Raw genomic sequence first — 24,192 nt, forward strand, 5'->3', positions numbered from 1 at the left:
TATTATTTATTCTGAATGTTTGGTTTTGGTCGTATACAAGATTGGAAAAGTATTCTGAGTATCTTTTCGATAAGTGCCCGGTTTAGTTTGAATTAGCGAAGCAAATGTCATTCGGATATTTGTAAGTATCAAACTGATAGGGTGTTTCGAAATGGAAGTTCGTAGTCTTGATGAGTCTGGATTTGGCAGATTGGGTGAGGCACTGGCCGCACTGTCGGATCACTTGAAGGGCGTGCCTGCATTTGATTTTATTTTACGTGCCTGTTTGAAGCGTGCACTTGGAGAGTTCGCGCCAGGGATCGATGAACGTCTTGTTCACATCAATGTTCGTGGCAATGTCAAACCGAAGCAAATGGAGCCGGTAGGAGGTTTGTTTCATGTTTTGAATGACTGCCTACAGCGTGGCAGGGCACCGACGTACGATGCGCAGTATTACGCGATTTATGATCGCCCGCTTTCAACCGATACTCGAAATATATACCCTGCGGTCTCTCTGGCCTCTGTGGAGAAACTGCTGACGCACCTGTTTCGAAACTTGCCAGACTACTATGTTGCTGCGCTACAAGAGTACTGGGCAGGAAAAGACGAAAGTAAGGGGCAGTTTTCCCTTCCTAGAAAAATGACCTTGGGCGAGCTTCAGGCCAATCTCTTTCTAAATGAACTTGAAGTTCTTGCTGATGAGGGCGCTATCAGCCGTGAGGAGCTTCAACGCATCCGCTATAGGGTTCAACCGGGTTCGCGCGGCTCATGGTATGGCGTATTTATCGGCAGCCGAGGGGACGCTTATAGCGAGCAACGTTCAATGTTCGCCATCCCGCTCGAAGCGCCCGTCAACGATGAACTTGTTCCTCGGGCCGATACGGCGATAGTGCTCTACTCCCCGACCCATGGCGTCGAAAAATTCTCTTCCTCTGCTCAGTTGCATCAGACGCTGGAGCAACGCTTGATGTCAGGTGACAGTCGTGAGGTGTTCTTGCAGTCGCTCGCGATCAATGAGCGAGAAACATTCCCGACCGCGCCTGAATTTCGTTATTTGAAAGTTGAGGCCGATCTGTTTGCACGCATCAGCGATAACGGGATTGAGAAATCTTGCGCTGATGTTGTGAAACAGCTGGCTCGGTTCACAGATCCGGATTCGGATTTTGTTTCGGTTGTTGCGTCGGTGACGTCTGCACAGTCTCTACCAGACATTCCTCGTCTGGCGAAGGCTCGCCAGGCGGTACTTCTGCGCCAAGCGCAAAGAAACCGGTGGCCGGTCTGGTTAAAAAATGCCGGTTCGACGAATCAGGAAGTTTATGAGGCATTGCAACAGCGCCTGCTTGAAAGCGAGGTTCAATACCATGAAGTAACCAAGGGGTTCGCATCGCTCAAGGACTTTGCAAAAAATGAAGTGGAAGCATTCATTTCGCCGGGTAAGGACGTTCGGATTGACCCCGATAGCATCTTCGTCAATATCCGAAATGTGTTGAAAGTAACGAATGGCCAACAGATTGAGACAAAGGAGCGCAAGACGCTCACTCAGGCGTTCATGTACGGCGTGCATGATCGAGGCGGTCAATATGAGATTGCTGTAGAAAATCAGCCGTTTAACCCAAAATTTACGCCTTCCAATCTGATCAATTCGATCATTTCGCTGAATGTGCGTAACCGGTATAACGACGCGCGGCAAGCGGTCTACTCCAAGCGTGAAGTTTTCGACGCTCTTCGAGAAGTTCAAGGCAAGAGGACGGCGCTGTCGATATTTAGCGCGGTTCGGCAAAAGCATGTGAGCTCGCGTGCCAATGACATGGTCAATCGCTATAACTTTGGTGATCTGTCTTTTATGTCCGGGGAGATCAAGCTCGGTGCGAAATATGAAGCGTTCAAAGACTTGAGGTATTTTGCACAAAAGCTTAATCGCGAAGACTTCATCGTGTTGTATGCGCCGGGTTTTCCATCCGGACAAGAGTGGTTTGAGTTTCCCAATTCAAGACAGTTAAGGAATGAATTATTAGCATGGGTCCAGGACGATGAAATTTGGGAGTATTTGAAGGGTCAGGCCGTTCTGTCTGATGTAAACAGAATGGTGGCTGAAGTCACAGGGGATAGTTGGACTCTACGGTGGATTGGCCAATCGAGCTTTGAATTCCCGTTCACTACTGAAGACTACCCGTTGGAAAATGCGGTAAAAAATATCCTCAGTTGGGAAGCGAAACAAATTGAAGCCTTCACACCTCAGTGGTTCAGGAAAGCCTCGGTGGAGGAACAAGGGTTATCCGTTCGACTGCATACAGAACTCAAGGCTATTCAGAACATTGCAAAAGACGATCTGAAAATCGTGCCTTTCAAGGAGTTTGCTCGTGATCTGGTGATGAAGACATTCGCCCAGTACTGGGATCGAAAGGGACTTAAAGTTCCTGTCTTCGATCCGGAAAATGTAAGGGTCAAAATTAATAATGTTCCAGAAATGACGCTCACCAATCTGTTCATCCAGTGGCAGACCTGGCGTAGTGATGTTTCGATTTTTGAGAAAATTCTGAGTGCCGTCGTTCCTGGAGTCTCCATAGCAATAGGTGAGTTAAGAGATTACCTTCGAACTGCCAAATTCAGCGGTTCGGTTCCACGAGCATTAAATGTACAGGTCATCAATGATCTTATTGATCTTAAGCCCGGTGAACTTTATGAGGCGTATCTTGAAAAACAATTCATCTCGACCCCACGTCGTGCTCTGAAAGAAGTTTTTTACCGAGAGCTGAAACAGAACGAAATGCTCACTGCAGCCCTGGCCCAGAAAATCAGGCGCACGATATCCAATGAGGATTTCAATTGGTTGAAAGCGCTTATCGATGGTCTTGATAGAAATAGTCCCGGCACTGATTTATACACAGTAGGCGCTCAATCCGTGCCGGACGTGGGCGTTTATCATTTCACCTTGGAAGGCAGGAAAATTCACGGCGCTTATATCTTTAGTCGCCAGTTTAACGGGCGGCTGCAGTCTGTTGTTTATACGCCGGGTACCCATGACGGGAATGATTTCTTCCCTGTCGAACAGTTGTCGGCGCGGCTTGAAGATTCCGCCTTTAAAGGCCATGTTTTACGAATGGTCAGTCTTGAAGATCAAAAGGCTGTCAAACAACTCACAGATAAGTACAAAAGCGGCGGCACACGCGAACGGCCGCCCGTGCTGTACAACGCGTATGGGGTTGGCAACGAGTTCAAACACGAGTACGTCGCCCTGGTAAAGCGTTTCATGGCTGACGTGGATTATCAAACCACCAGCACTTGGGAGGCGGTCTGGGTCGATGCCAAGATTTTGATTGGTGTCGCTTTGGATGTTGTCTCGTTGTTCGTGCCTCCAGTAGGCGCGGTGGTGAGTGTACTGCGAATCGCCTATACGATCGTTGAGGGGATTTCGGCCTCACTGGACGGCGATAAGGAAGCAGCCAATGCTTACTTTGCCAGTGCCTGGAGGGCGGCCATCATGTTTTATATCGGCAAGATCTCTGGCGTCGGCAACTCTGTCAGCGCGTACGGACTACTGTCTCAGATCAAGGATTATGCAGACCTGCTCTCGGATGTAACCGGTGTCCCCGTCGGCATCAGCTATGTGACCGCAGTCGCCGTAGCGCCTCACAGAGTGGAAAGCACCACCCGACTGATCGGTTGATCCAGTAATCGAAGCGCCGGCTACTCTTTCAGGACGCTGGCGTCTCGAATCCCATCCGCCAACTCACGGCCCGCGTCGCAGCCAACAACCGCTGCGCCGCCGGGCCGTTTTCGTCTGCGTGGAACAACGAGGTCGGGCCGACGATGGTCAGCACCGCAGCGACTTGTCCAACGGCGTTGAACACCGGCGCCGACAAGGCATCCACGCCCGGCATCAACAAACCATGCACATGATGCAGACCGCGCTCGCGGATCTGTTCACACAAGGTTGCGTAAACCTTTTCATCGGCCAGCGGATGGTCGGCGACGGCGATTTCCTGCTCGCGCAATTCGTCTGTTTCCCGATGTGGCAGATAGGCGCTGAACACCAGTCCGGTCGAGGAACTGAGCAGCGGCAGCACCGAGCCCAATTGCGTCACCACCGTCACCGCACGCACGGCCGGTTCGATGTGCACCACGGTCGCACCCTGATTGCCCCACACCGCCAGGAAGCAGGTTTCGTTGAGTTCGTCGCGCAATTCGGCCAGCGGCAGGGCGGCGACTTTCAGCACGTCCATACTGTTGAGGGCGGCCAGGCCAACGCGCAGCGCTTCACGGCCGAGGCCGTAATGGTTGGTGGCGGGGTTCTGCTCGGCAAAACCCGAGGCGATCAACGCCTGCAGATAACGATGCACTTTGCTCGCCGGCATCTGCACATGTTCGGCCAGACGCGACAGCGACGTGGCTGGCGACAACTCGGCCAGGGCCTTGAGGATGTCGGTGCCGACTTCGGCGGAGCGGACTTTCTGTTTGCCGTTGCTGTCGCTGGTTTTTTCCATGGTGCTGCCGGGATCCGAAAACGAATGGGCGTCTTTATAGCTTGACGCTGGATAGCGAGCAAATTACGTTATGCGTAATCGAATTACGATAATAACAACCCCGGCGTGCCGAAACCTCTGAGCCAGAGCGATGGGCCACTGCCGACTCCCTGTTCAGGAGGCTCCATGAACCTCGATTCAACCGCGTCGACGCTGGCTTATCAGTCCGGCTTCGGCAACGAATTCAGCTCTGAAGCGTTGCCCGGCGCGCTGCCTGTTGGTCAGAATTCCCCGCAAAAAGCCCCATACGGCCTCTATACCGAATTGTTCTCCGGCACTGCGTTCACCATGACCCGCAGTGAAGCGCGACGCACCTGGATGTACCGGATTCAGCCGTCGGCCAATCACCCGGCGTTCGTCAAGCTGGAGCGGCAACTGGCGGGCGGCCCGTTGGGTGAAGTGACCCCCAATCGCCTGCGGTGGAACCCTTTGGACATCCCGAGCGAGCCGACCGATTTCATCGACGGCCTGGTGAGCATGGCGGCCAACGCCGGTGCTGAAAAACCCGCCGGGATCAGCATCTACAACTACGCCGCCAACCGCTCGATGGAGCGTGTGTTTTTCAACGCCGACGGCGAACTGCTGCTGGTGCCGCAACTCGGGCGTCTGCGCATCGCTACTGAACTGGGTGTGCTGGAAGTGGCGCCGCTGGAGATCGTCGTGCTGCCGCGCGGTTTGAAATTCCGCGTCGAACTGCTCGATCCGCAGGCGCGCGGCTACATCGCCGAGAACCATGGCGCACCGCTGCGCCTGCCGGATCTGGGACCGATCGGCAGCAACGGTCTGGCCAATCCGCGCGACTTCCTGACACCGGTCGCCGCTTACGAAAACCTGCAACAACCCACCACGCTGGTGCAGAAATTCCTCGGCCAATTGTGGGCCACCGAACTCAATCACTCGCCGCTGAACGTGGTCGCCTGGCACGGCAACAACGTGCCGTACAAATATGATCTGCGCCGCTTCAACACCATCGGCACGGTCAGTTTCGATCACCCGGACCCGTCGATCTTCACCGTATTGACCTCGCCGACCAGCGTGCACGGTCTGGCCAACCTCGACTTTGTGATCTTCCCGCCGCGCTGGATGGTGGCCGAGAACACCTTCCGTCCGCCGTGGTTCCACCGCAACCTGATGAACGAATTCATGGGCCTGATCCAGGGCGAATACGACGCCAAGGCCGAAGGTTTCGTGCCCGGCGGCGCCTCGCTGCACAGCTGCATGAGCGCCCACGGCCCGGATGGCGAGACCTGCACCAAAGCGATCAACGCCGATCTCAAACCGGCGAAAATCGACAACACCATGGCCTTCATGTTCGAGACCAGTCAGGTGCTGCGCCCAAGCCGTTTTGCCCTCGACTGCCCGCAACTGCAATCCACTTACGACGCCTGCTGGGCCACGCTGCCCGCCACGTTCGACCCGACCCGGAGATAACCCATGACTCAGAATTCCATCACCCGCAGCTGGGTCGCTTCGGCCAACGGCCACGCCGATTTTCCGTTGCAGAACCTGCCGTTGGGCGTGTTCAGCGTTGAGGGCTCCGAGCCGCGCAGTGGCGTGGCGATTGGCGAACACATCTTCGATCTGCAAGTGGCGCTCGAGGCCGGTCTGTTCGACGGCGTCGCTCGCACGGCGGTTGAAGCCATGCACGGCGGTCAGCTGAACGCGTTCTTCGAGCTCGGTCGTGAGGCGCGTGTGGCCTTGCGCGAACGTCTGCTGGAACTGTTCAGCGAAGGCAGCACCCTGCGCGGCAACATCGAAGCTCAAGGCGCAAAACTGCTGCCGTTGGCCGCCGATTGCCAGTTGCATTTGCCGGCGCGCATCAGCGACTACACCGACTTCTACGTCGGCATTGAGCATGCGCAGAACGTCGGCAAACTGTTCCGCCCCGACAACCCGTTGCTGCCTAATTACAAGCATGTGCCGATCGGTTATCACGGTCGCGCCTCCACCGTGCGCGCGTCCGGCACCGACGTGCGTCGCCCGAAAGGCCAAACCTTGCCGGCGGGTGCGAGCGAGCCGACCTTCGGCCCTTGCGCGCGTCTGGACTACGAGCTGGAGTTGGGGATTTGGATCGGGCAGGGCAACGAGATGGGCGAGTCGATTGCCATCGGTGATGCCGCCGAACACATCGCCGGTTTCTGCCTGCTCAATGACTGGTCGGCCCGCGATATCCAGGCCTGGGAATACCAGCCGCTGGGGCCTTTCCTGTCCAAGAGCTTCATCACCAGCGTCTCGCCGTGGGTGGTCACCGCCGAAGCGCTGCAGCCGTTCCGCACCGCACAACCGGCGCGTCCTGAAGGTGATCCGCAGCCGCTGCCGTATCTGTTCGACAAGCGCGATCAGGATGGCGGCGCCTTCGACATCGAACTGGAAGTACTGCTGCTCACCGAAGCCATGCGCGAGCAGAATCTGCCGGCGCATCGCCTGACCCTGAGCAACACCCGTTACATGTACTGGACCGTAGCGCAAATGGTCGCGCACCACAGCGTCAACGGCTGCCAGTTGCAGGCCGGCGATCTGTTCGGTTCGGGCACTTTGTCCGGCCCTGAAAACGGTCAGTTCGGCAGCCTGCTGGAAATCACCGAGGGCGGCAAAAAGCCGATCGAACTGGCGTCCGGCGAGGTGCGTAAATTCCTTGAGGACGGTGACGAAATCATCCTGCGCGCACGCTGCGCCCGCGACGGTTTTGCCTCCATCGGCTTCGGCGAATGCCGCGGCAAAGTGCTGGCGGCGCGCTGACAGGAGCGGCTCATGGATCTCTATACCTATTACCGTTCGACCTCGTCGTATCGGGTGCGGATCGCGCTGGCGCTCAAGGGCCTCGACTATCAGGCGTTGCCGGTCAATCTGATCGCGCCGTCCGGTGGCGAGCATCGGCAAGCGGCGTATCTGTCGATCAATCCGCAGGGGCGGGTGCCGGCCTTGCGTACCGATGATGGCGAGTTGCTGATCCAGTCGCCGGCGATCATCGAGTATCTGGAAGAACGTTATCCACAGATGCCGCTGTTGCCCGAAGACCTTGCTGCCCGCGCCCATGTGCGTGGAGTGGCGGCGGTGATCGGTTGCGATGTGCATCCGCTGCACAACGTCAGCGTGCTCAATCGGCTGCGTCAGCTGGGGCACGATGAACCGCAGGTGGTGGAGTGGATCAGTCACTGGATCAGCCAAGGCCTGGCGGCGGTTGAGCCGTTGATCGGCGACAGCGGCTTCTGTTTCGGCGAGTGGCCGTGCGTGGCGGACGTTTACCTGATCCCGCAGTTGTATGCGGCAGAGCGGTTCAATGTTTCGCTGGAGGCTTACCCGCGTATTCGTCGCGTTGCGGCGTTGGCTGCCGAGCATCCGGCGTTTATCAAGGCGCATCCCGCTAACCAGCCAGATACACCGTAATACCCCCTGTGGGAGCGAGCCTGCTCGCGAATGCTGAGTGTCAGCCACCATTCATTTACCTGACACACCGCATTCGCGAGCAGGCTCGCTCCCACAAGGTTCGGCGTTGATCCACGCAAAAAAACCATAAAAACAAAACAGGAACCTTGCGATGCACAACCAGATTGCCAGCTTCCGGGCGGCACTCGACGCCCGTCCTGTGTCCCGCTATCAGTGGTTGCTCTTGATCCTGCTCGCGTTGTTGCTAGTCACCGACGGCTATGACGCCCAAGTGCTCGGTTATGTGGTGCCGGCACTGGCGCAGGACTGGGGGTTGGAAAAGTCAGCGTTCGGCCCTGTGTTCAGCGCCAACCTGCTGGGCCTCACCATTGGCTCTCTCGTCGTCACGCCACTGGCCGACCGCTTCGGCGTGCGCCGCATCCTGCTCGCCTGCGTACTGATTTACGCGAGCCTGACGGTGCTGATGGTGTTCGCCGATTCTCTGAATTCGCTGATGATCGCGCGCTTCATCTGCGGGATCGGCATGGGCGGCGCAATGCCCAGCGCCATGGCATTGATGTCGGAATATTCGCCACCGCGCCTGCGCACACTGATGGTCACGCTGGCCGCGTGCGGCTTCTCGTTCGGCGGTGCGGCGGGTGGTTTTGTTGCGGCGGGGTTTATCGATCAATTCGGCTGGCAAGCGGTGTTTCTCGCCGGCGGTGTGACGCCGTTGCTGCTGTTCCCGTTCCTCTGGTGGATGCTGCCGGAATCCTTGCCGCGTCTGCTGCGTGATGCCCCGCCGTATGCGCGGCTGCGCAAAGTCACCGCGCGGATGCTGCCCGACTGGCAACCGCCAGCCGCCTCCGTTGAACAGAACGAGCAGGAGCAGGGCAGCAAACTGACCGTGGTCGAGTTGTTCCGTAACGGCTACGCGCGGCCGACCTTGCTGATCTGGGCGACGTTTTTCGTCAGCCTGATTTTGCTGTACTTCATGATCAGTTGGCTGCCGTCACTGTTGCTGGAAAGCGGCCTGAAACTCAACGAAGCCAACCTGGTGACGTCGATGTTCCTGTTCGCCGGGACCCTGGGCGCGATCTGCATGGCCTGGTTCGCCGACCGCTTGAAACGCAAGGTGCGTCTGTTATCCGCCGTGCTCGCGTGCGCAGCGTTGTGCACAATCCTGCTGGGACTCAATCACGACAACCCGCGTTATCTGGTGGCCTGCGTGTTTGCCGCAGGCTTCTGCATCATCGGCGGGCAACTGACCCTGAATGCGTTCGCCAGTAACTTCTATCCCGCGCATGTACGCGCCACTGGCACCGGTTGGGCGTTGGGGGTAGGGCGTTTCGGTTCGATTCTTGGGCCGCTGTTCGGCAGTTTGCTGTTGGCGATGCATATTCCGGTGGAGCAGATTTTCTTCTTCTGCGCGATTCCGGCCGTAATCGCCGCACTGTTGATCATTCAGGTGCGCTCGCCTGCTGAAATCACAGCGATCACTGTGGGAGCGAGCCTGCTCGCGAAGAACGAAAACGCGGTTTGACTCATGGACCGAGGCGCCTGATTCGCGAGCAGGCTCGCTCCCACAAGGGGATCAGTGGACGACGGAATTGGGCGGCAAGTGTCCCAGTCTTTCGGTCAGGCGCAGACGCTGGATTGGATCGTCGCTGAGCAACAAGGCATGTTCCAGATCGAAACGCTCGGCATTCGGGCAATCCAGTTTTTGATACAGACTGGCCCGAGCGAGGTAATCGGCGGCACCGGCATCACCCAGTTCCAGCACACGTTCGGCATCGATCAGCGCAGCAATAAAGTCGTCGTGACTCGAGTGCAACTGACGAAGGTTACGCGACAGGCGCTGGAGCATCTGCACCGGTGTGGCGGTCAGTAGATGCTCGGCATTGATTTTCATGTGCGCCCCATATTGGCGCTGCAACAGTTCGCGACAGTCATTGGGATACAGGCGTCGACCACCGCACGGATCAAGCAAGTGATCGGCGCCGGGCACCCTTAGCAGGAAGTGCCCGGGGAAATTGACCCCGACCAGTGGAATCTCCAGGGCGCGAGCCAACTCCAGGGCAATCAAGGCCAGTGCCAACGGTTGTCCGCGGCGGGTTTGCAAGACTTTATGCAGCATTGCAGCCTGCGGGCGCAGCGGCAGGAAGTCATCCTGGGCGAATCCCAGATCAGTCATGCGCCGCAACAACGGCTGCGCCAGTTCACTCACCGGCAGCATCGGCAAGCCGAAACTGACCCGCTGCTGCAGATCCTTGAAGTCTTGCAGCAGCGTTTGGGGATCGATAGCTTTTTCGTGCTCGGCCGCCATCCACAGCGCGGCTTCGAACAGCGCGGGCGGGGAGCGGTGCAGACACTCGAAAAAACGTTGGCGCGGACTCATTGAAATCTCCGGGGAATGCCTCGTTTTAGCCCCGTCCGTGCCATTCGTCCAGTGTCTGGCAACTCGGGCCCGGGGTTATGCCGCAAAGCCATCATCGCCATCGATGCTTATTCCGGTGCGCTCCAGCAATTTTCGGGCGCAAGCCTATACTGGCGTTCTACAAGAAGTGATTCGGGAGCCCAACGATGTTTGCGCTCATGCAAAGCACTCGCCTGGAATCGCTGCACCTGAGCGTTGACCCGGTTTCCGGGTTGAAGGCGGTCATAGCCATTCATAACAGTCGTCTGGGGCCGGCCCTGGGCGGGTGCCGTTACCTTGCCTATCCCAATGACGAGTCGGCCGTCGAAGACGCTATTCGTCTCGCCCAGGGCATGAGCTACAAAGCCGCGTTGGCCGGATTGCCTCAGGGCGGTGGCGTTGCGGTGATCGTAAGACCGGTGCACGTGGAAAACCGTGGCGCACTGTTCGAAGCCTTTGGTCGGTGCATCGATCAGCTCGACGGCCGCTACATCACCGCTATCGACAGTGGCACCTCGGTGGCGGACATGGATTGCATAGCCCAGCAGACCCAGCATGTCACCAGCACCACGTCGGCGGGCGATCCTGCGCCGCACGCAGCGATGGGCGTGTTTGCCGGGATTCGTGCAACCGCCATGGCACGGTTGGGCAGCGACAATCTCGAAGGTTTGCGTATCGCCATTCAGGGTTTGGGCAATGTCGGTTTTGCGCTGGCCGAGCAACTGCATGCCGCCGGGGCCGAACTGCTGGTCAGCGACATTGACCACGGCAAGGTGCAACTGGCGATGGAGCAGCTCAACGCTCACCCGATCGCCAACGATGCGTTGCTCAGTACGCCCTGCGACATACTTGCGCCGTGTGGCTTGGGCGGGGTGCTCAACAGCCACTCGGTCACGCAATTGCGCTGCTCGGCGGTGGCGGGCTCGGCGAATAACCAACTGACGCATCTGGATGTGGCTGATCAATTGGAGCGGCGCGGAATTCTTTATGCGCCGGACTATGTGATCAATGCCGGTGGCCTGATTTATGTCTCGCTGAAACATCATGGCGAGGAACTGACCACCATTACCGCGCACTTGTCGAAAATCAGTTCACGGCTGACCGAAGTGTTCGCTCATGCGCAGGCGGAAAAACGCTCGCCAGCGCGGGTGGCGGATGAGTTGGCGGAAAGGGTTTTGTATCGGTAGGTTTCGAAGGCATGAAAAAGGCCCTGAGTCGTACGACTCAGGGCCTATTCAATTCGGGCATAAATTACTTCGCCGCTTTCGCTGCTTTGGCTGGTTTCACCGGCGCTTCAGCAGATTCCTCGACCTCGGCTTTTTCGACCGGCTCAGCCGGCGCATTGATCAGCTCCGACAATGCATCAGGCTGGCTCTTGAACGCCCGGGCGAACACATCGCGGTTCTTCGCCATGTAAATCCCGGCTTCTTCCACTTGCTGTTCAGTCAGCGACGGAACGGCTTTTTGCAGCACATCGGCCAAGTATTCGGCCAGTTCGAGCATTTTGTCATGACGGTCAGCTTCGGCTTTATCCATGAACAAGCGCTCCAGATCTCGGCTGCTGCGGTATACCACTTCGACGGCCATTCACCACCTCACATGCCTTCACATTAGTTGTCTTTGCGACCACTGTATTTATATACAGCGAAAAGGATAAGCGAATCCCTGCGCTTTGGGTAGTGGCTTTTCAATGTAGACCGGATTTGGAGTTTGTCAGATCGACCGTGTCGCCTTCATTCGCGAGCAAGCTCGCTCTCACAGGGGCGGGTGCGAGACCGAGAGTGCGACCAAACGCCACGGCGCGGGTTTTGCGGCGTCTCGCCATGATGCGTGGCCCTGTTTCTGCATGAAATCAGGCGCGTGAAGAAAAACCGTCACGTCCAACACGCATCATCCGCTCGCATCGAGCTAAGGAAACATCATCGTGAAAATCAACTGGGCCGAGAAACTGCGGCAAAACGTGCATCAACTGGCCGAGTCTCTGGGCAATCTGTTCGTCGAGACCTTCCACTACCTGGCGCTGTTCGCCATCGGTGCGGTCACGGCGTGGGCGGCGGTGATGGAGTTTCTCGGGATGCTCGAAGTCGGGCATATCAAGATCGATGACATTCTGCTGCTGTTTATCTATCTGGAACTGGGGGCGATGGTCGGGATTTACTTCAAGACCAACCATATGCCGGTGCGTTTCCTGATCTACGTGGCGATCACTGCGCTGACGCGGCTGCTGATCTCCAACGTCTCGCACCACAATCCGCCGGACATGGGCATCATTTATCTGTGCGGCGGGATTCTGCTGCTTGCGTTCGCGATTCTGGTGGTGCGTTACGCCTCGTCGCAATTCCCTTCGGTGAAGATTGAACACCCGCAACGCAAGATTGGTACGGGGTCCGGTGAGCATCCCGAAGTCGAGAAGGGCGAGCTTTAAAGTCCGGCGGCTTGCCGGGGCTGGCCGATGACTTTTGGCGGTGGCGGGGTCAGCCCGTCGCCGCTGGTCATGGCTTCGAGGATCGCCATGGCGCTGTGGCCCTGTTCGATGGCGATGCCGAACTGAATGCTTTGCACCAGACGCTTCAAGCGTGTGGGGTCGTTGCGCTGTTCGGCGCTGATCATCCGTTTGGCCACGATGCGGCCGCTGTTGGACAGAGTCAGCATGATGCTGCCGTCCAGGCCCTGAATGCTCAGGTTGATCTGATAGTCCGGCGCGAAGGCATCGGTAATGATCTGAAAAGGGTTGTCCATGATGCGTCACCGCCTGATTGAACGTGCAGTTGTTGACCGGCCGTGATCTGGTTGGTTCGCCCCTCCAGACCACCGGCCATTCCGTGGCCATATCGCCATTATCGTGTTGATCAGGTGTAGCAAGGGCTATGCCGGGAATCTTGTCGGACAATGGATACGGCATAAAAAAGGCGAGCCCATGGCTCGCCTTGTTTATTTGTGGCCCGTTTCAGGGCGCGTGACCGCTCACAGTGCAATCAGCCGGTCAGCATTCCACCCAGTTCACCGCCAAGCCGCCCCTTGAAGTCTCTTTGTATTTGTCGTGCATGTCGGCGCCGGTATCACGCATGGTGCGGATCACCCGGTCGAGGGAAATGAAGTGGTTGCCGTCGCCGCGCAGAGCCATTTGCGTGGCGTTGATCGCCTTGACCGCCGCGATGGCATTGCGCTCGATACACGGCACTTGCACCAGGCCGCCCACCGGGTCGCAGGTCAGGCCGAGGTTGTGTTCCAGGCCGATTTCGGCGGCGTTTTCCAGTTGTTCCGGGGTTGCTCCGAGCACGTCGGCCAGGCCGGCAGCAGCCATGGCGCAGGCCGAACCGACCTCACCCTGACAGCCGACTTCGGCGCCGGAGATGGACGCATTTTTCTTGCATAAAATGCCGACGGCGGCCGCGCCCAGGAAGAAATTGACGACGTCATCGTCAGACGCATCCGGGTTGAATTTCATGTAGTAGTGCAACACCGCCGGAATGATCCCGGCGGCACCGTTGGTCGGCGCGGTCACCATGCGTCCGCCAGCGGCGTTTTCTTCGTTGACGGCAAGGGCGAAGAGGTTGACCCACTCCATTGCCGACAGCGTCGAGCTGATGACATTCGGCTTGCCGATTTCCAAGAGACTGCGATGCAATTTCGCTGCACGGCGCGGGACATTCAGACCGCCGGGCAGAATGCCTTCGTGGCGCAGGCCTTGTTCGACGCACTCTCGCATCACCGACCAGATGTGCAACAGACCTTGACGGATCTCAGCGTCGGAGCGCCAGGCGCGTTCGTTGGCCATCATCAATTCGGAAACACGCAAATTGTGCTGTTTGCACAGCGACAGGAGTTCGGCGGCGCTGGAAAAGTCGTACGGCAACACCACGTCACCGGCCGGTGATACACCGGACTCGGCTTCTGCCGCTTCGATAATGAAACCGCCGCCCACCGAGTAGTACGTCTGCGTGAACAGTTCGGCGGTTTCGCCAAAGGCTGTCAGAGACATGGCGTTGGGGTGGTAGGGCAGGTTCTCGTCCAGCAACAGCAGATCGCGTTGCCAGTTGAAGGCGATCGAGCGTCCACCCGCGAGGGGCAGTTGGCCGGTTTCGCGCAGTTGCTGGATACGTGGCTCGATGGTCGACGGATCGATGCTGTCTGGCCATTCTCCCATCAGGCCCATGACCGTGGCGCGGTCGGTGGCATGGCCGACGCCAGTGGCCGACAGCGACCCGTACAAGCGGATTTCCACACGACCTACGTCGTTCAACAAGCGTTCATCGGTCAGCGCCTGAGCGAAGGTTGCAGCGGCGCGCATCGGGCCGACGGTGTGGGAACTGGACGGGCCGATGCCGACTTTGAATAGATCGAAAACACTGATAGCCATGCTAAACCCTTACAAGCAATGGAGTAGGAATCGCTGCCATTTTTTGTCGGACAAGCGCAATGTCGGCGATACTGCCTGCCTCGGTCTGACGTGACCAACGAAACTTCCTAAGACAGCCTTTAGCAGGACTAAACAATGAGTCGTCAATTGCATGCTCAGACCTACGTCTGGCTGCAGGTGTTTTCCTGTGCCGCGCGGCACTTGTCGTTCACCCGTTGTGCAGAAGAACTGCACATCACGCCGGGTGCGGTCAGTCAGCAAATCCGCCAATTGGAAGAGCGCCTCGGTTTCCGTCTGTTTCATCGCCGTGCGCGTGGCGTGGAATTAAGCGCGCAAGGGCAGCGACTGGCGATAACAGTCAACGAAGCTTACGGCAGCATCGACGCCGAGCTGCGCCGACTCGATGCCGGGATGATCAGCGGGATTTTGCGGGTGCGTTCGATTCCGTCATTCCTGAGCAAATGGCTGACTCCACGCCTGCCTCGCCTGCAACAGCGTTTTCCGGATATCCAGTTGCGGCTGGTGGCCGAGGACAGCAGCGTGCCTTTACATGAGGGCGACTTTGATCTGGCGATCGACCTGAACGACGGCAGCTATCCGGGGTTGTTATCCACAGCCTTGCTCGACGAGCAGATTTTTCCGGTGTGCGCGCCGAGCCTGCTACGTGGACGTCCACCGCTGCATGGCCCGGCGGATCTGGTGCATTTCCCGTTGTTGCACGACATCACCGCCTGGCGTGGCAGTTACGAATATGCAGAGTGGGAATTCTATTTGAACGCGATTGGCTTCGAAGGCGCCGACGTGCGGCGGGGGCACACGTTCAATCGCAATCACCTGACCATCGAAGCGGCCATCGCCGGCATGGGCGTGGCGATTGCCCGGCGCACGCTACTCAATGATGAGCTGGAGCGGGGCGCATTGATCGTGCCGTTCGGGCTGTCGGTGCCCAATCATAAACGTTATGTATTGCTGTATGCGCCAGGGGCGTTGAGCCATCCGGGCGTGCGTGCGGTGCACGATTGGCTGGTGGAAGAGGCGGGGATTTTTCGCAGTTTGCACCCGCTGAACGACGGGCAATTGTGAGCGAATTTTGCAGAGTGACGAGGCGACCCAACTCCCGACCTTACCAGCGCTTTGCCCGGTTGTCCGGCTTTTTTTGCGAATGAAAATTTTTCTTTTTTCAGGGGTTGAAATGTTTGGCAGTCGGGCCGATTGTTGTAATCAAGGGGTCACGAAATCCTGTTCAAGGCCTCTTGCGAGCTAGCTGAAATAAGGGATGAACTATGCAAATCCAAGTCAACAGCGATAACCATATTCAAAGTAGTCAACGACTGGAGGAGTGGGTACGTACAACCATTGAGAGCACGCTCGAACGTTATGAAGAAGACCTGACCCGTGTCGAAGTCCACCTGAGCGACGAGAACGGTGACAAACCAGGTCCCCATGACTTGCGCTGCCAACTGGAAGCGCGGCCAAAAGGCCATCAACCGATTTCCGTCACCCACAAAGCCGATTCGCTGGAACAGGCGATCGATGGTGCAGCCGAAAAACTGGAACACGCGCTGGAGCACCTGTTTGGCAAATTGCGCGGCAAACCACGCGCCGCTGTGGTGCCATTTAGCAAGGCGAATGACGCACTGCTGGAGCAAGAGTTTCTCGAGAATGAACAGGCAGCGATCAACAGTTGATGCGCTGATTATTTAATCACCCAATGAGAACTGGCCTGCTGATGCAGGCCCGTTTTGTTTTCAGTGGTGGTCAAAACGCCACAGAAGTCTGCACATACACCGTCCGCGGTTCCCCCACGTATTTACCCTTGTTGTTGTCATCGAACGAACGCGTGAAGTATTGCGTGTTGAAGATGTTCTTTACCCCCACCGCCACATTCAGATCCGACAACTGCGGGCCGAAGTCATAGCCCGCGCGACTGCTGAACAGCATGTAGCCCGGGATCTTGCCGGTGCTGCCGTCGGCGCTTTCTTTCGAGGTGTTGGCGTTGTCGGCAAACTGATCGCTCTGGAAGCTGCTGTCCAGATTCAACTTCCACGGCCCCTCGGTGTAACCGACGCCAAGCGTGCCTTTGTGTTTCGAAGAGAACGGCACGCGATTGCCTTTGTTCGGCCCGTCTTCGCGGATGGTCGCATCGACGTAGGCGTAAGAGGCGTAGACATCGAAACCGGCCAGCGCCGGACTCAAGTCGTCCAGCGCATAGTTGACGCTGGTCTCGATGCCTTGATGGCGGGTTTCGCCGCGAGCGATCACCGAATCATTGGTCTGGTTACTTTCGTATTGGTTGTCGAAGTTGATCAGAAACGCGCCAATCTCTGCGCGCAACGCGCCGTTGTCGTAACGGGTGCCGAGTTCCCAGGTACGCGCCTTCTCCGGTTTCACTTCGCCGCTGCTCACGCGGTTGGGCATCTGGCTGTACTGCACGCTGCCGAACGAACCTTCGGTGTTGGCGTACAGGTTCCAGCTGTCAGTCAGGTGATAAAGCACGTTCAGTGCTGGCAGCGCGGTGTTGTAGTCGCCCTTGTATTTGACGTTGGTGAGGTTGTTGGTCTGCTGCGACTCGATCATTTCGTAGCGCACGCCCGGAGTGATCGTCCACTTGCCGATGTCGATACGGTCGTCGACGAAGAACGCATTGGCTTCGGTGCCGCCGCGCGTATCGCGGTCGTTGCGGCTGTCGGTGGTCGGGTATTGATTGCTGGCAATCGGCGTGCGGTAGCGCAATTCGTGGCCGGCCTCGTTGATGTAGCGATAGCCGACGCCGACTTCATGGCTGGTCGGGCCGAGATCGAAGCCCTGGGCGAAACGCGTTTCAAAGCCGCGCACCCAATACTCGCGTGGCGACAGCGAGAGGAAGGTGCCTTGATCCAGATAACCGCTGCGCAAGGTTTTGGTGAAGAAGGTGTTGGCGGTGAATTCGCGGCGATCTTCCTGATAGCGATAGCCGAAATTGAACATCGTGCGCCGGCCCCAGAACTGGTCTTTCGGGCGCGTGGATTGATACGGATCGGCATCGTAATCAGCGACGTTCAGGCCTCCGGGCATGTCAGCCTTGCCTTCGTAATACTGAGCCATGGCGTTGAAACTGTTGGCCTCGTCGAGCTGGTATTTGCCCTTGAGGATCAGGTCGTCGATCTCGGTATCGCTGTGCTCACGCCAGTCGCCGCCGCGAGTGCCGGAGTACAACAAAGCCCCGCCCAGACCGTTCTCGTTGGTGCCGCCGGCCAGCAGATTGGCGCTGGTCTTGAAGCCGTCGTGGCTCGACGACGGACTGGTTTCCGTCTGGAAGCCGCCCTTGACCGTCGGCTCGTCGGGAATCGCCCGGGTCACGAAGTTGACCACGCCACCGACGTTCTGCGGGCCGTAACGTACCGCGCCGCCGCCGCGCACCACGTCCACCGCATCCATGTTGCCCATGCTGATCGGCGCGAACGACAGTTGCGGTTGACCGTAAGGAGCAAAGGGCACCGGGATGCCATCCATCAACACCGTCGAGCGTGCGGCGAGACGTGGATTGAGACCGCGAATGCCGAAGTTCAGCGCCATATCATGGCTGCCGGTGCCGTTGTTTTCCGGGGCGTTGACGCCGGGAATGCGGTTGAGCACATCGCGCGCCTGGGTGGCGCCCTGGCGTTCAAAATCTTCGCGGCGGATCACGTCGCGAGCGCCAGGATGTTCGAAGACGTTGATTTGCTGCGCATCACCGAGCCAGTCGCCGACCACTTTGGAGGTGTCCAGCTCCAGCGCTGCGTTACCTGCCGGTTGCAGGCTGAAAGCGTTGTCGCCCTCGGCGCGCGCTTGCAGGCCGGTACCTTCGAGCAATGCGTCAAGACCTTGCTCTGGCGTGTAACTGCCTTCCAGGCCGCGGCTTTGCACGCCACTGGTGACTTGTGAGCCGAAAGAAATCAGCAACCCGGCTTCGCGGCCAAATTGATTGAGGGCGTTTTCCAGCGACGACGGCGCAATGTGATAAGCCTTGGCATCGGCAGCCAGCGCGACGGGCAGGGCGCTGAAACTCAGGCTGGCGCCGAGGACGAGGTTGCGCAGACTGCGGGCCAGCGGCGTGAGGCGGGTGGGGTGCATGTCGTATGATCCTGAGAAGGTTGAATCAAGGGGGCTTTCCTTCTCTGTCACGCCAGATCTGAAAAACGGCTCATTTGTTTTTAAGTATTTTCAAACCCGTGCTTCGACACTGACCCAGTAGCGGGTAAATCGCTTCACGTTCACCGGCAAGCTGATTTCCAGCAGGTCGAGAATCCGCTCGCTGTCGTCCAGTGGATAAGTCCCGGAGATCAGCAGATCGGCGACCTTCCTGTCGCAATTGAGCTGCCCGCGACGGTAGCGTCCCAGCTCATCGAGGAAATCACCGAGGCGCATGTGCGCGGCGACCAGCATGCCGTCGACCCAAGCGCCGCTGTTGGCGTCCAGTGATTTGGGTTCACTGACAGCGGTCGCGGTAAAACTCAGTTGTCGGGCGCCAGGCAGCAGCATTGGCGCGCGTGCGTTGCTGGTCAGTTCGACTCGACCTTCGAACAGCGCGACGTGCGTGCGATCGGCAAACTGACGTACGTTGACGCGCGCGCCCTGGCTTTTCAGTACACCCTGCGCGGTGCGTATCTCGAATGATTGCGAGGCGCTCAGGAGCATTTCGCCTTCCAGCAAACGAATCAGCCGCTGCCCGCTATCTAAATCCACTGAACTGGCCGTGTTGAGGTGCAACTGGTCGCCCGCACCCAATGCTATTTTGCGTCGCTGACCCACCGGGCTGCGGTAATCGGCGAGCAGCGGCGGCAGCGGATTGTGCTCGCGCATGCCCCAGGTAACGGCGGAGCCGGCGCCAAGAATCAGCAACAGTTTCAGTGCCTGACGGCGGCCGCCGGACTTCGGCCCGTTCAACGCCGCGTGCGCCAGCGGCGAGGACACGCCGCGCAAGCGCTGGTTGACTCGCGCGATGTGCTCCCAGGCGCGGCGGTGTTCGCTGCGCGCGTCCAGCCACTGTTGCAACGCCTGTTGCTGGCGCGCGCTGAACGCGCCTTGCTGCATTTCCAGCAGCCAGCTCACAGCCTGTTCGGCCACTTGTGCGGAGAAATCCGGGGCGCGGTTCACAGGGCGAAATAGCAGCGCATCGCCGCTTTGTTCAGATGGCGTTTGACCGTGGCCACAGAAATGCCCAGTTCAGCGGCGATCTGCGGATAGGTCAGGCCATCGACTTGCGCCAATAGAAAGGCGCGTTTGACCAGCCGTGGCAAACCGTCGAGCAGTTGATCCAGCTCCATCAGGGTTTGCAGGATGATCGCTTTGTCTTCTTCCGACGGCGCCACTAATTCCGGCATCTGCGCCAGGGTGTCGAGGTAGGCGCGCTCCAGATCCTGCCGGCGGTAGTGATTGCACAGCACGCGCTTGGCAAGGGTGGTGAGAAAGGCGCGCGGCTCGATGATCACCGGTGCTTCGCGGGCGGTCAGCACTTTGATGAACGTGTCTTGCGCCAGATCCGCCGCGCTGTCCGGGCAGCCGAGTTTGCGCCGCAACCAGCCGGTCAGCCAGCTGTGGTGGGCCTGATAGAGCGATTCGACGGGATGGGCGGACGGCAACGGTATTACTCCGGGCGCACTGTTTGTACGTTAGAGAACAAGAACTGTTCGCATTGTAGGGGCGTCGGAGGTTGGCCGGCAATCAGATGCTTTTGCGTATGAGAATATTTATCATTAATATTGCTCGCCTGTTGGTTCGGCTTGTCGGCCGGACGTTTTCCGTTTCAGGGTCGAAACATGAAAGCCAAACTCGCCACGCTCCCCATGTCCTATCGTCTTGCCGTCACCTCGCGGGTGCTGGCAGCGGTGTTTGGCGGCTATCTGGTTGCTGCGCTGGCCAGTGTCACGCTGACGATGTGGTTGCCCTTGAACCGTGCCGAAGCGGTGGTGACCGGCATGACTATTTCCTTTTTGGTCTATCTGGTCGCGGTGCTTTGGTGTTTCGCCTGCCGCACCGCCTGGTCGGCGTGGGTCGGTTTGCTGGTGCCGAGTGTGATTCTGGCGACCGTCTCCGGCGCCGCGCGCGGATTGGGTTACGCATGAAAGAGGGTTTCCGTCAGGCGATGGCCTGGTTGCACACCTGGGCCGGACTGGTGTTCGGCTGGTTGTTGTTCGCGATTTTCCTGACGGGAACTCTGGCCTATTTCAAGGACGAAACCAGTCACTGGATGCAGCCGGAAATCCCTGCGCGGCCGATCAATGCCGAGGCGAGCCTGACGCTGGCCCAGGATTATCTGCAACAACACGCGACGGGCGCCTCGCGGTGGCTGATCGACCTGCCCGACGCCCGCGACCCCGGCCTGACCGTTCGCTGGCAACAAGCCCCGGCGAAACCCGGCGAGCGTGGCCGCTTCGAATCCAGAACCCTCGACGCTCAAACCGGCACCGAAGTGCAGGGCCGCGAAAGCATGGGCGGCGAGTTCTTCTACCGGTTCCACTTCCAGCTGCAAATGCCTTATCCGTGGGGCCGCTGGCTGGCGACGATCGCCGCGATGGTGATGTTCGTCGCGCTCATCACCGGGATCATCACCCACAAGAAAATCTTCAAGGACTTCTTCACCTTCCGCCCGCGCAAAGGTCAGCGTTCGTGGCTCGATGGGCATAACGCCGTGGGCGTTTTGGTGCTGCCGTTTCACTTGATGATCACCTACAGCAGCCTGGTGATCTTCATGTCGATGGTCATGCCGGCTAGCATCCTGGCGTCCTACGGCGGCGACACGCGCAAGTTTTACGATGAGGTTTTCCCGGCCTCGAAGACGCCGGAGCGAGCGAATGTTGCTGCTCCACTGGCACCCATGGCGCCCTTGTTGGCCAAGGCCAGCGAGCAATGGGTCGGTGGCCACACCGCGCGGCTCTCGGTGAGCAATCCCGGGGATGAAAATGCCTCGGTGGTGCTGTCGCGCGCCGGCGATCGTGTGGTTCACGATTTTGGCAGCGCAGTGACTTTTAACGGTGTCACTGGGCAGATGCTCAGCAGCACGCCGGATCAACCGGTGGCGATGGCGGTGGACGGCGCTTTCTATGGTCTGCACATGGGCCACTTTGCCGGGCCGGTGTTGCGTTGGTTGTACTTCATTTGTGGCTTGGCGGGCACGGCGATGATCGGCACCGGACTGGTGATCTGGCTCGGCAAACGTCAGCTCAAACACGCCAAGAGCGGTGTCATGCCGTTCGAGTTGCGGCTGGTGGAAGTGCTGAACATCGCCAGCATGGCCGGGTTGGTGTCGGCGGTGGCGGTGTTCTTCCTCGCCAATCGGCTGCTGCCAGTGGATCTGGCTGGACGCGCAGATTGGGAAGTGAATGCGTTCTTCATTGCCTGGGGTTTGAGCGCGGTGCATGCGTTATTGCGTACCGGGCGCAAGGCGTGGATCGAGCAGCTTGTGCTGGGTGCCGCGCTATTTATCGCGGTGCCACTGATCAATGCGCTGACCACGCCGTGGAATCTCGGCGTAACGCTGGCGCAGGGTGATTGGGTACTCGCCGGTTTCGATCTGACATGTCTGGCTACCGGTGTTTTCCTGGCTTGGGCCGCGTGGAAGATGCAGCGTGCCGCCACCACGGTCAGGGTCAAAAAAACGCCCCGCGAAACGCACCGGCCGATCACGCTTGAGCAAGGGACAAACTGATGCTGCTGGCGCTTTTGCTTTGCTACGCCGGGTTCACGGCGCTGTGCCTGTCGATGCCTCGGCACCACGATGAATTGCTTGGCCACAAACCTTCGCCGCGACGCCGTCACGGCCTGACGCTGGCGGGTTGGTTGCTGCTGGGCTTATCGATTTGGGCGGCCGTGACGGCCAATGGCTGGAGTTTCGGGCTGGTCGACTGGTTTGCCGTGCTGATGCTCAGCGCATTGGCGCTGGTGCTGTTGCTGCCGTATCGCCCGCGTCTGGCATTGGCGCTGGCCGGGGTCAGTCTGTTGGCCAGCCCGGTCGCGGCATGGGCGCAGTGCTGAAGTGCTGATCGGTCTGCCTCCGGAATCCCGCGACGACGAGCCGCGCGGGGCGCGTGCGCATTTTCTGCAGGTGTTCCTGTCCCAACGTTCGCAGATGGAAGCGCTGGTGAACCGGCGTGTCGGGTGCCGGGCGACGGCGGCGGATCTGGTGCAGGATTTGTTTCTGCGGTTCTGGCGTCGGCCCTTGGTGCAAGTCGAGGAGCTCAGCACCTACCTGTTGCGCTGCGCCGGCAACATCGCCATCGACCATCTGCGCAGCGAAAGCACGCGGGTGCGCGTCAACGAAGGCTGGCAACCCGACGCACCGGACAGCCACTGCAGCGAGCCGCAAGCCGCGCTCGAAGCCGGCAATGATCTGCGCCATGTCGAAGCGGCCTTGCGTGCCTTGCCCGAGCGCACCCGGCAGATCTTTTTGCTCAATCGTATCCACGGCCGCAAGTACGCGGAAATCGCCAAAGCCATGGGCCTGTCCCAAAGCGCCGTGGAAAAACATATGATGCGCGCCCTCGAGGCCTGCAAGGCCAGCCTGCGCGAACCCGCGCCACGCACGCCATGGAAAGCACCGTGAAGCACATCGACCGCGTCAACCCGACGCCCGCTCAGGAACAGGCCGCTTTTGCCTGGCTGAGCCTGTTGCATGACCGGCCGAGTGCTGGCGATCAACTCACCTTCAGCCACTGGCTGCGCGCCGACCCGGCCCACGCTGAGGCTTACGCACAGGCGCAAGTGGTCTGGGAGTTGAGCGAAGGGCCGGCGCGGACCCTGGCCGATGAGGAGGCCTTGGCGTTGCAGGGTTATCTCAATGCGATGGATCGTCCGCGTCGTCCACAGCTCTTGCGCTGGTCCGGCGCGCTGGCGATGGCCGCGTGTCTGCTGTTGATGATCAGTCTTGGCACGGGTTGGCAGCCGCAGCGCTGGATCGATGATCTGGGCGCAGATTATGTGTCGGCACCTGGCGAGATCCGCACCGTGACATTGGCCGATAAAACGCAGGTGACACTGGACGCCGACAGCGCCATTGCGGTGAATTTCAGCCATGGCGAGCGTCATGTGCAGTTGCGTCGCGGCGCCGGTTTTTTCAGTGTCACCCACACTGGCGAGCCTTTCGTAGTCGAGGCCGAAAAGGGCCAGGCGCGGGTGCTCGGGACGCAATTTGAAGTGCGTCTGCAAGACCATGGCGCGCAGGTCACGGTGTTGTCCGGGCGGGTTGGTGTGACGGCGGATCGCGGTGCAGCGCAGCAGATTCTTACGGCCGGCCAGCAAGTGGCTTACGGCGATGGCGAGGCGGAAAAACTGCACGCGGTGGACAGCGAAGCGCAACTGGCCTGGCGTCAGGGTTGGCTGACTTACTACAAGTCGACGCTGGCGGATGTGGTGCAAGATCTTCGTCGGTATTACCCGGGACGAATTGTGTTGCTCAACGACGAGTTAGCGGCGCGCAAGGTCAGCGGCAGTTTTCCGAGCAAGGATCCGCAGGCTGTGCTGAGTTCGTTGCAAGGGGTGATGGGGTTTGAGCAGCATCGGATTTTAGGGCAGTTGATTATTTTGCGCTGACA

Annotated in this window: 21 protein-coding genes and 1 pseudogene; 14 read left to right on the top strand and 8 right to left on the bottom strand. The window is 58.8% G+C overall.

Translation table 11 applies throughout. The features are described 5' to 3' along the window. The first annotated feature begins 151 nt into the window (after positions 1-151). Positions 152-3,646, top strand: a complete 3,495-nt coding sequence (locus tag ACA074_RS04675) for a dermonecrotic toxin domain-containing protein (RefSeq protein WP_497678520.1) — start codon at positions 152-154, stop codon at positions 3,644-3,646. 28 nt (positions 3,647-3,674) lie between these two features. Here ACA074_RS04675 and ACA074_RS04680 read toward each other — a convergent pair whose 3' ends face one another. Further along, complete coding sequence (locus tag ACA074_RS04680; protein WP_489879213.1) at positions 3,675-4,463, bottom strand: IclR family transcriptional regulator; 789 nt, start codon at positions 4,461-4,463, stop codon at positions 3,675-3,677. Between the two features lie 165 nt (positions 4,464-4,628). Here ACA074_RS04680 and hmgA point away from each other — a divergent pair, with 165 nt between their 5' ends. From hmgA to ACA074_RS04700, 4 genes are all read left to right on the top strand, one after another. Then, positions 4,629-5,933 carry a homogentisate 1,2-dioxygenase gene (gene hmgA / locus ACA074_RS04685; protein WP_187676826.1) on the top strand — a complete coding sequence of 435 codons (1,305 nt, stop codon included), beginning with the start codon at positions 4,629-4,631 and terminating at the stop codon, positions 5,931-5,933. A gap of 3 nt (positions 5,934-5,936) precedes the next feature. Next, on the top strand, positions 5,937-7,241 hold the full coding sequence (fahA, locus tag ACA074_RS04690; RefSeq protein WP_401267889.1) for a fumarylacetoacetase: 1,305 nt from the start codon (positions 5,937-5,939) through the stop codon (positions 7,239-7,241). A gap of 12 nt (positions 7,242-7,253) precedes the next feature. Continuing rightward, a complete protein-coding gene (gene maiA / locus ACA074_RS04695) occupies positions 7,254-7,889 on the top strand; it encodes a maleylacetoacetate isomerase (RefSeq protein ID WP_401267886.1) in 636 nt (211 codons plus the stop codon). A gap of 151 nt (positions 7,890-8,040) precedes the next feature. After that, complete coding sequence (locus ACA074_RS04700; RefSeq protein WP_497678521.1) at positions 8,041-9,411, top strand: MFS transporter; 1,371 nt, start codon at positions 8,041-8,043, stop codon at positions 9,409-9,411. A 51-nt stretch (positions 9,412-9,462) separates the two neighbouring features. Here ACA074_RS04700 and ACA074_RS04705 read toward each other — a convergent pair whose 3' ends face one another. After that, the gene (locus ACA074_RS04705; RefSeq protein ID WP_497616500.1) at positions 9,463-10,266 is read right to left on the bottom strand and encodes a transglutaminase family protein; all 804 of its coding nucleotides are present in this window, start codon (positions 10,264-10,266) and stop codon (positions 9,463-9,465) included. 185 nt (positions 10,267-10,451) lie between these two features. Here ACA074_RS04705 and ACA074_RS04710 point away from each other — a divergent pair, with 185 nt between their 5' ends. Then, positions 10,452-11,471 (top strand): Leu/Phe/Val dehydrogenase, encoded by a 1,020-nt coding sequence (locus tag ACA074_RS04710; protein WP_497678522.1) that lies wholly within the window; start codon positions 10,452-10,454, stop codon positions 11,469-11,471. Positions 11,472-11,616: 145 nt separating this feature from the next. Here ACA074_RS04710 and ACA074_RS04715 read toward each other — a convergent pair. Next, positions 11,617-11,871: pseudogene (locus ACA074_RS04715) on the bottom strand (YebG family protein); the annotation flags it as partial. Positions 11,872-12,208: 337 nt separating this feature from the next. On the opposite strand from ACA074_RS04715, the gene ACA074_RS04720 reads away from it, so the two are divergent. Next, positions 12,209-12,709: a phosphate-starvation-inducible protein PsiE gene (locus ACA074_RS04720; RefSeq protein WP_187676832.1), complete on the top strand. Its 501-nt coding sequence runs from the start codon at positions 12,209-12,211 to the stop codon at positions 12,707-12,709. On the opposite strand, the gene ACA074_RS04725 is transcribed toward ACA074_RS04720, so the two are convergent. Further along, complete coding sequence (locus ACA074_RS04725) at positions 12,706-13,023, bottom strand: DUF3509 domain-containing protein (RefSeq protein ID WP_187676833.1); 318 nt, start codon at positions 13,021-13,023, stop codon at positions 12,706-12,708. The two genes, ACA074_RS04720 and ACA074_RS04725, sit on opposite strands and share 4 nt — an antisense overlap. A gap of 244 nt (positions 13,024-13,267) precedes the next feature. Further along, the gene (locus tag ACA074_RS04730) at positions 13,268-14,644 is read right to left on the bottom strand and encodes an L-serine ammonia-lyase (RefSeq protein ID WP_497678523.1); all 1,377 of its coding nucleotides are present in this window, start codon (positions 14,642-14,644) and stop codon (positions 13,268-13,270) included. Between the two features lie 135 nt (positions 14,645-14,779). On the opposite strand from ACA074_RS04730, the gene ACA074_RS04735 reads away from it, so the two are divergent. Together ACA074_RS04735 and ACA074_RS04740 are read left to right on the top strand one after the other, a co-directional pair. After that, entirely contained in the window at positions 14,780-15,727 is a 948-nt protein-coding gene (locus tag ACA074_RS04735; protein WP_187676835.1) for a LysR substrate-binding domain-containing protein, read from the top strand. Positions 15,728-15,927: 200 nt separating this feature from the next. Beyond that, entirely contained in the window at positions 15,928-16,332 is a 405-nt protein-coding gene (locus ACA074_RS04740; RefSeq protein WP_401267877.1) for an HPF/RaiA family ribosome-associated protein, read from the top strand. A gap of 70 nt (positions 16,333-16,402) precedes the next feature. On the opposite strand, the gene fecA is transcribed toward ACA074_RS04740, so the two are convergent. The 3 genes from fecA to ACA074_RS04755 form a co-directional block, all read right to left on the bottom strand. Beyond that, complete coding sequence (gene fecA / locus ACA074_RS04745; protein WP_497678524.1) at positions 16,403-18,736, bottom strand: TonB-dependent Fe(3+) dicitrate receptor FecA; 2,334 nt, start codon at positions 18,734-18,736, stop codon at positions 16,403-16,405. Between the two features lie 90 nt (positions 18,737-18,826). After that, positions 18,827-19,759, bottom strand: coding sequence for a FecR domain-containing protein (locus ACA074_RS04750; protein ID WP_497678525.1), 933 nt, complete (start codon positions 19,757-19,759; stop codon positions 18,827-18,829). Next, the gene (locus ACA074_RS04755; protein ID WP_489879203.1) at positions 19,756-20,244 is read right to left on the bottom strand and encodes a sigma-70 family RNA polymerase sigma factor; all 489 of its coding nucleotides are present in this window, start codon (positions 20,242-20,244) and stop codon (positions 19,756-19,758) included. Before ACA074_RS04755 ends, ACA074_RS04750 begins: the two co-directional genes overlap by 4 nt. A 177-nt stretch (positions 20,245-20,421) precedes the next feature. Between ACA074_RS04755 and ACA074_RS04760 the strand changes: the two genes are divergently transcribed. From ACA074_RS04760 to ACA074_RS04780, 5 genes are read left to right on the top strand one after another with little or no spacing between them, the layout of a single operon-like run. Next, entirely contained in the window at positions 20,422-20,727 is a 306-nt protein-coding gene (locus ACA074_RS04760) for a DUF3649 domain-containing protein (RefSeq protein WP_305441490.1), read from the top strand. Beyond that, positions 20,724-22,310 carry a PepSY-associated TM helix domain-containing protein gene (locus ACA074_RS04765; protein ID WP_497678526.1) on the top strand — a complete coding sequence of 529 codons (1,587 nt, stop codon included), beginning with the start codon at positions 20,724-20,726 and terminating at the stop codon, positions 22,308-22,310. Before ACA074_RS04760 ends, ACA074_RS04765 begins: the two co-directional genes overlap by 4 nt. Beyond that, the gene (locus tag ACA074_RS04770) at positions 22,310-22,636 is read left to right on the top strand and encodes a DUF3325 domain-containing protein (RefSeq protein WP_187676841.1); all 327 of its coding nucleotides are present in this window, start codon (positions 22,310-22,312) and stop codon (positions 22,634-22,636) included. The genes ACA074_RS04765 and ACA074_RS04770 overlap by 1 nt, the downstream gene beginning before the upstream one ends. Position 22,637: 1 nt before the next feature. Continuing rightward, positions 22,638-23,204: an RNA polymerase sigma factor gene (locus ACA074_RS04775; protein ID WP_401267868.1), complete on the top strand. Its 567-nt coding sequence runs from the start codon at positions 22,638-22,640 to the stop codon at positions 23,202-23,204. Beyond that, positions 23,201-24,190 (top strand): FecR family protein, encoded by a 990-nt coding sequence (locus tag ACA074_RS04780; RefSeq protein ID WP_497616517.1) that lies wholly within the window; start codon positions 23,201-23,203, stop codon positions 24,188-24,190. Before ACA074_RS04775 ends, ACA074_RS04780 begins: the two co-directional genes overlap by 4 nt. The last annotated feature ends 2 nt before the right edge of the window (positions 24,191-24,192 follow it).

It is taken from the genome of Pseudomonas sp. LBUM1655 (assembly GCF_059716085.1).

Excerpts from the sequence above, each read along its gene's own strand:
- ACA074_RS04705 (WP_497616500.1), bottom strand. The coding sequence starts at position 10,266 with ATGAGTCCGCGCCAACGTTTTTTCGAGTGTCTGCACCGCTCCCCGCCC.
- fecA (WP_497678524.1), bottom strand. The coding sequence starts at position 18,736 with ATGCACCCCACCCGCCTCACGCCGCTGGCCCGCAGTCTGCGCAACCTC.
- ACA074_RS04740 (WP_401267877.1), top strand. The coding sequence starts at position 15,928 with ATGCAAATCCAAGTCAACAGCGATAACCATATTCAAAGTAGTCAACGA.
- maiA (WP_401267886.1), top strand. The coding sequence starts at position 7,254 with ATGGATCTCTATACCTATTACCGTTCGACCTCGTCGTATCGGGTGCGG.
- ACA074_RS04735 (WP_187676835.1), top strand. The coding sequence starts at position 14,780 with ATGAGTCGTCAATTGCATGCTCAGACCTACGTCTGGCTGCAGGTGTTT.
- hmgA (WP_187676826.1), top strand. The coding sequence starts at position 4,629 with ATGAACCTCGATTCAACCGCGTCGACGCTGGCTTATCAGTCCGGCTTC.
- ACA074_RS04730 (WP_497678523.1), bottom strand. The coding sequence starts at position 14,644 with ATGGCTATCAGTGTTTTCGATCTATTCAAAGTCGGCATCGGCCCGTCC.
- ACA074_RS04675 (WP_497678520.1), top strand. The coding sequence starts at position 152 with ATGGAAGTTCGTAGTCTTGATGAGTCTGGATTTGGCAGATTGGGTGAG.
- ACA074_RS04680 (WP_489879213.1), bottom strand. The coding sequence starts at position 4,463 with ATGGAAAAAACCAGCGACAGCAACGGCAAACAGAAAGTCCGCTCCGCC.
- ACA074_RS04770 (WP_187676841.1), top strand. The coding sequence starts at position 22,310 with ATGCTGCTGGCGCTTTTGCTTTGCTACGCCGGGTTCACGGCGCTGTGC.
- fahA (WP_401267889.1), top strand. The coding sequence starts at position 5,937 with ATGACTCAGAATTCCATCACCCGCAGCTGGGTCGCTTCGGCCAACGGC.
- ACA074_RS04725 (WP_187676833.1), bottom strand. The coding sequence starts at position 13,023 with ATGGACAACCCTTTTCAGATCATTACCGATGCCTTCGCGCCGGACTAT.
- ACA074_RS04710 (WP_497678522.1), top strand. The coding sequence starts at position 10,452 with ATGTTTGCGCTCATGCAAAGCACTCGCCTGGAATCGCTGCACCTGAGC.
- ACA074_RS04760 (WP_305441490.1), top strand. The coding sequence starts at position 20,422 with ATGAAAGCCAAACTCGCCACGCTCCCCATGTCCTATCGTCTTGCCGTC.
- ACA074_RS04765 (WP_497678526.1), top strand. The coding sequence starts at position 20,724 with ATGAAAGAGGGTTTCCGTCAGGCGATGGCCTGGTTGCACACCTGGGCC.
- ACA074_RS04700 (WP_497678521.1), top strand. The coding sequence starts at position 8,041 with ATGCACAACCAGATTGCCAGCTTCCGGGCGGCACTCGACGCCCGTCCT.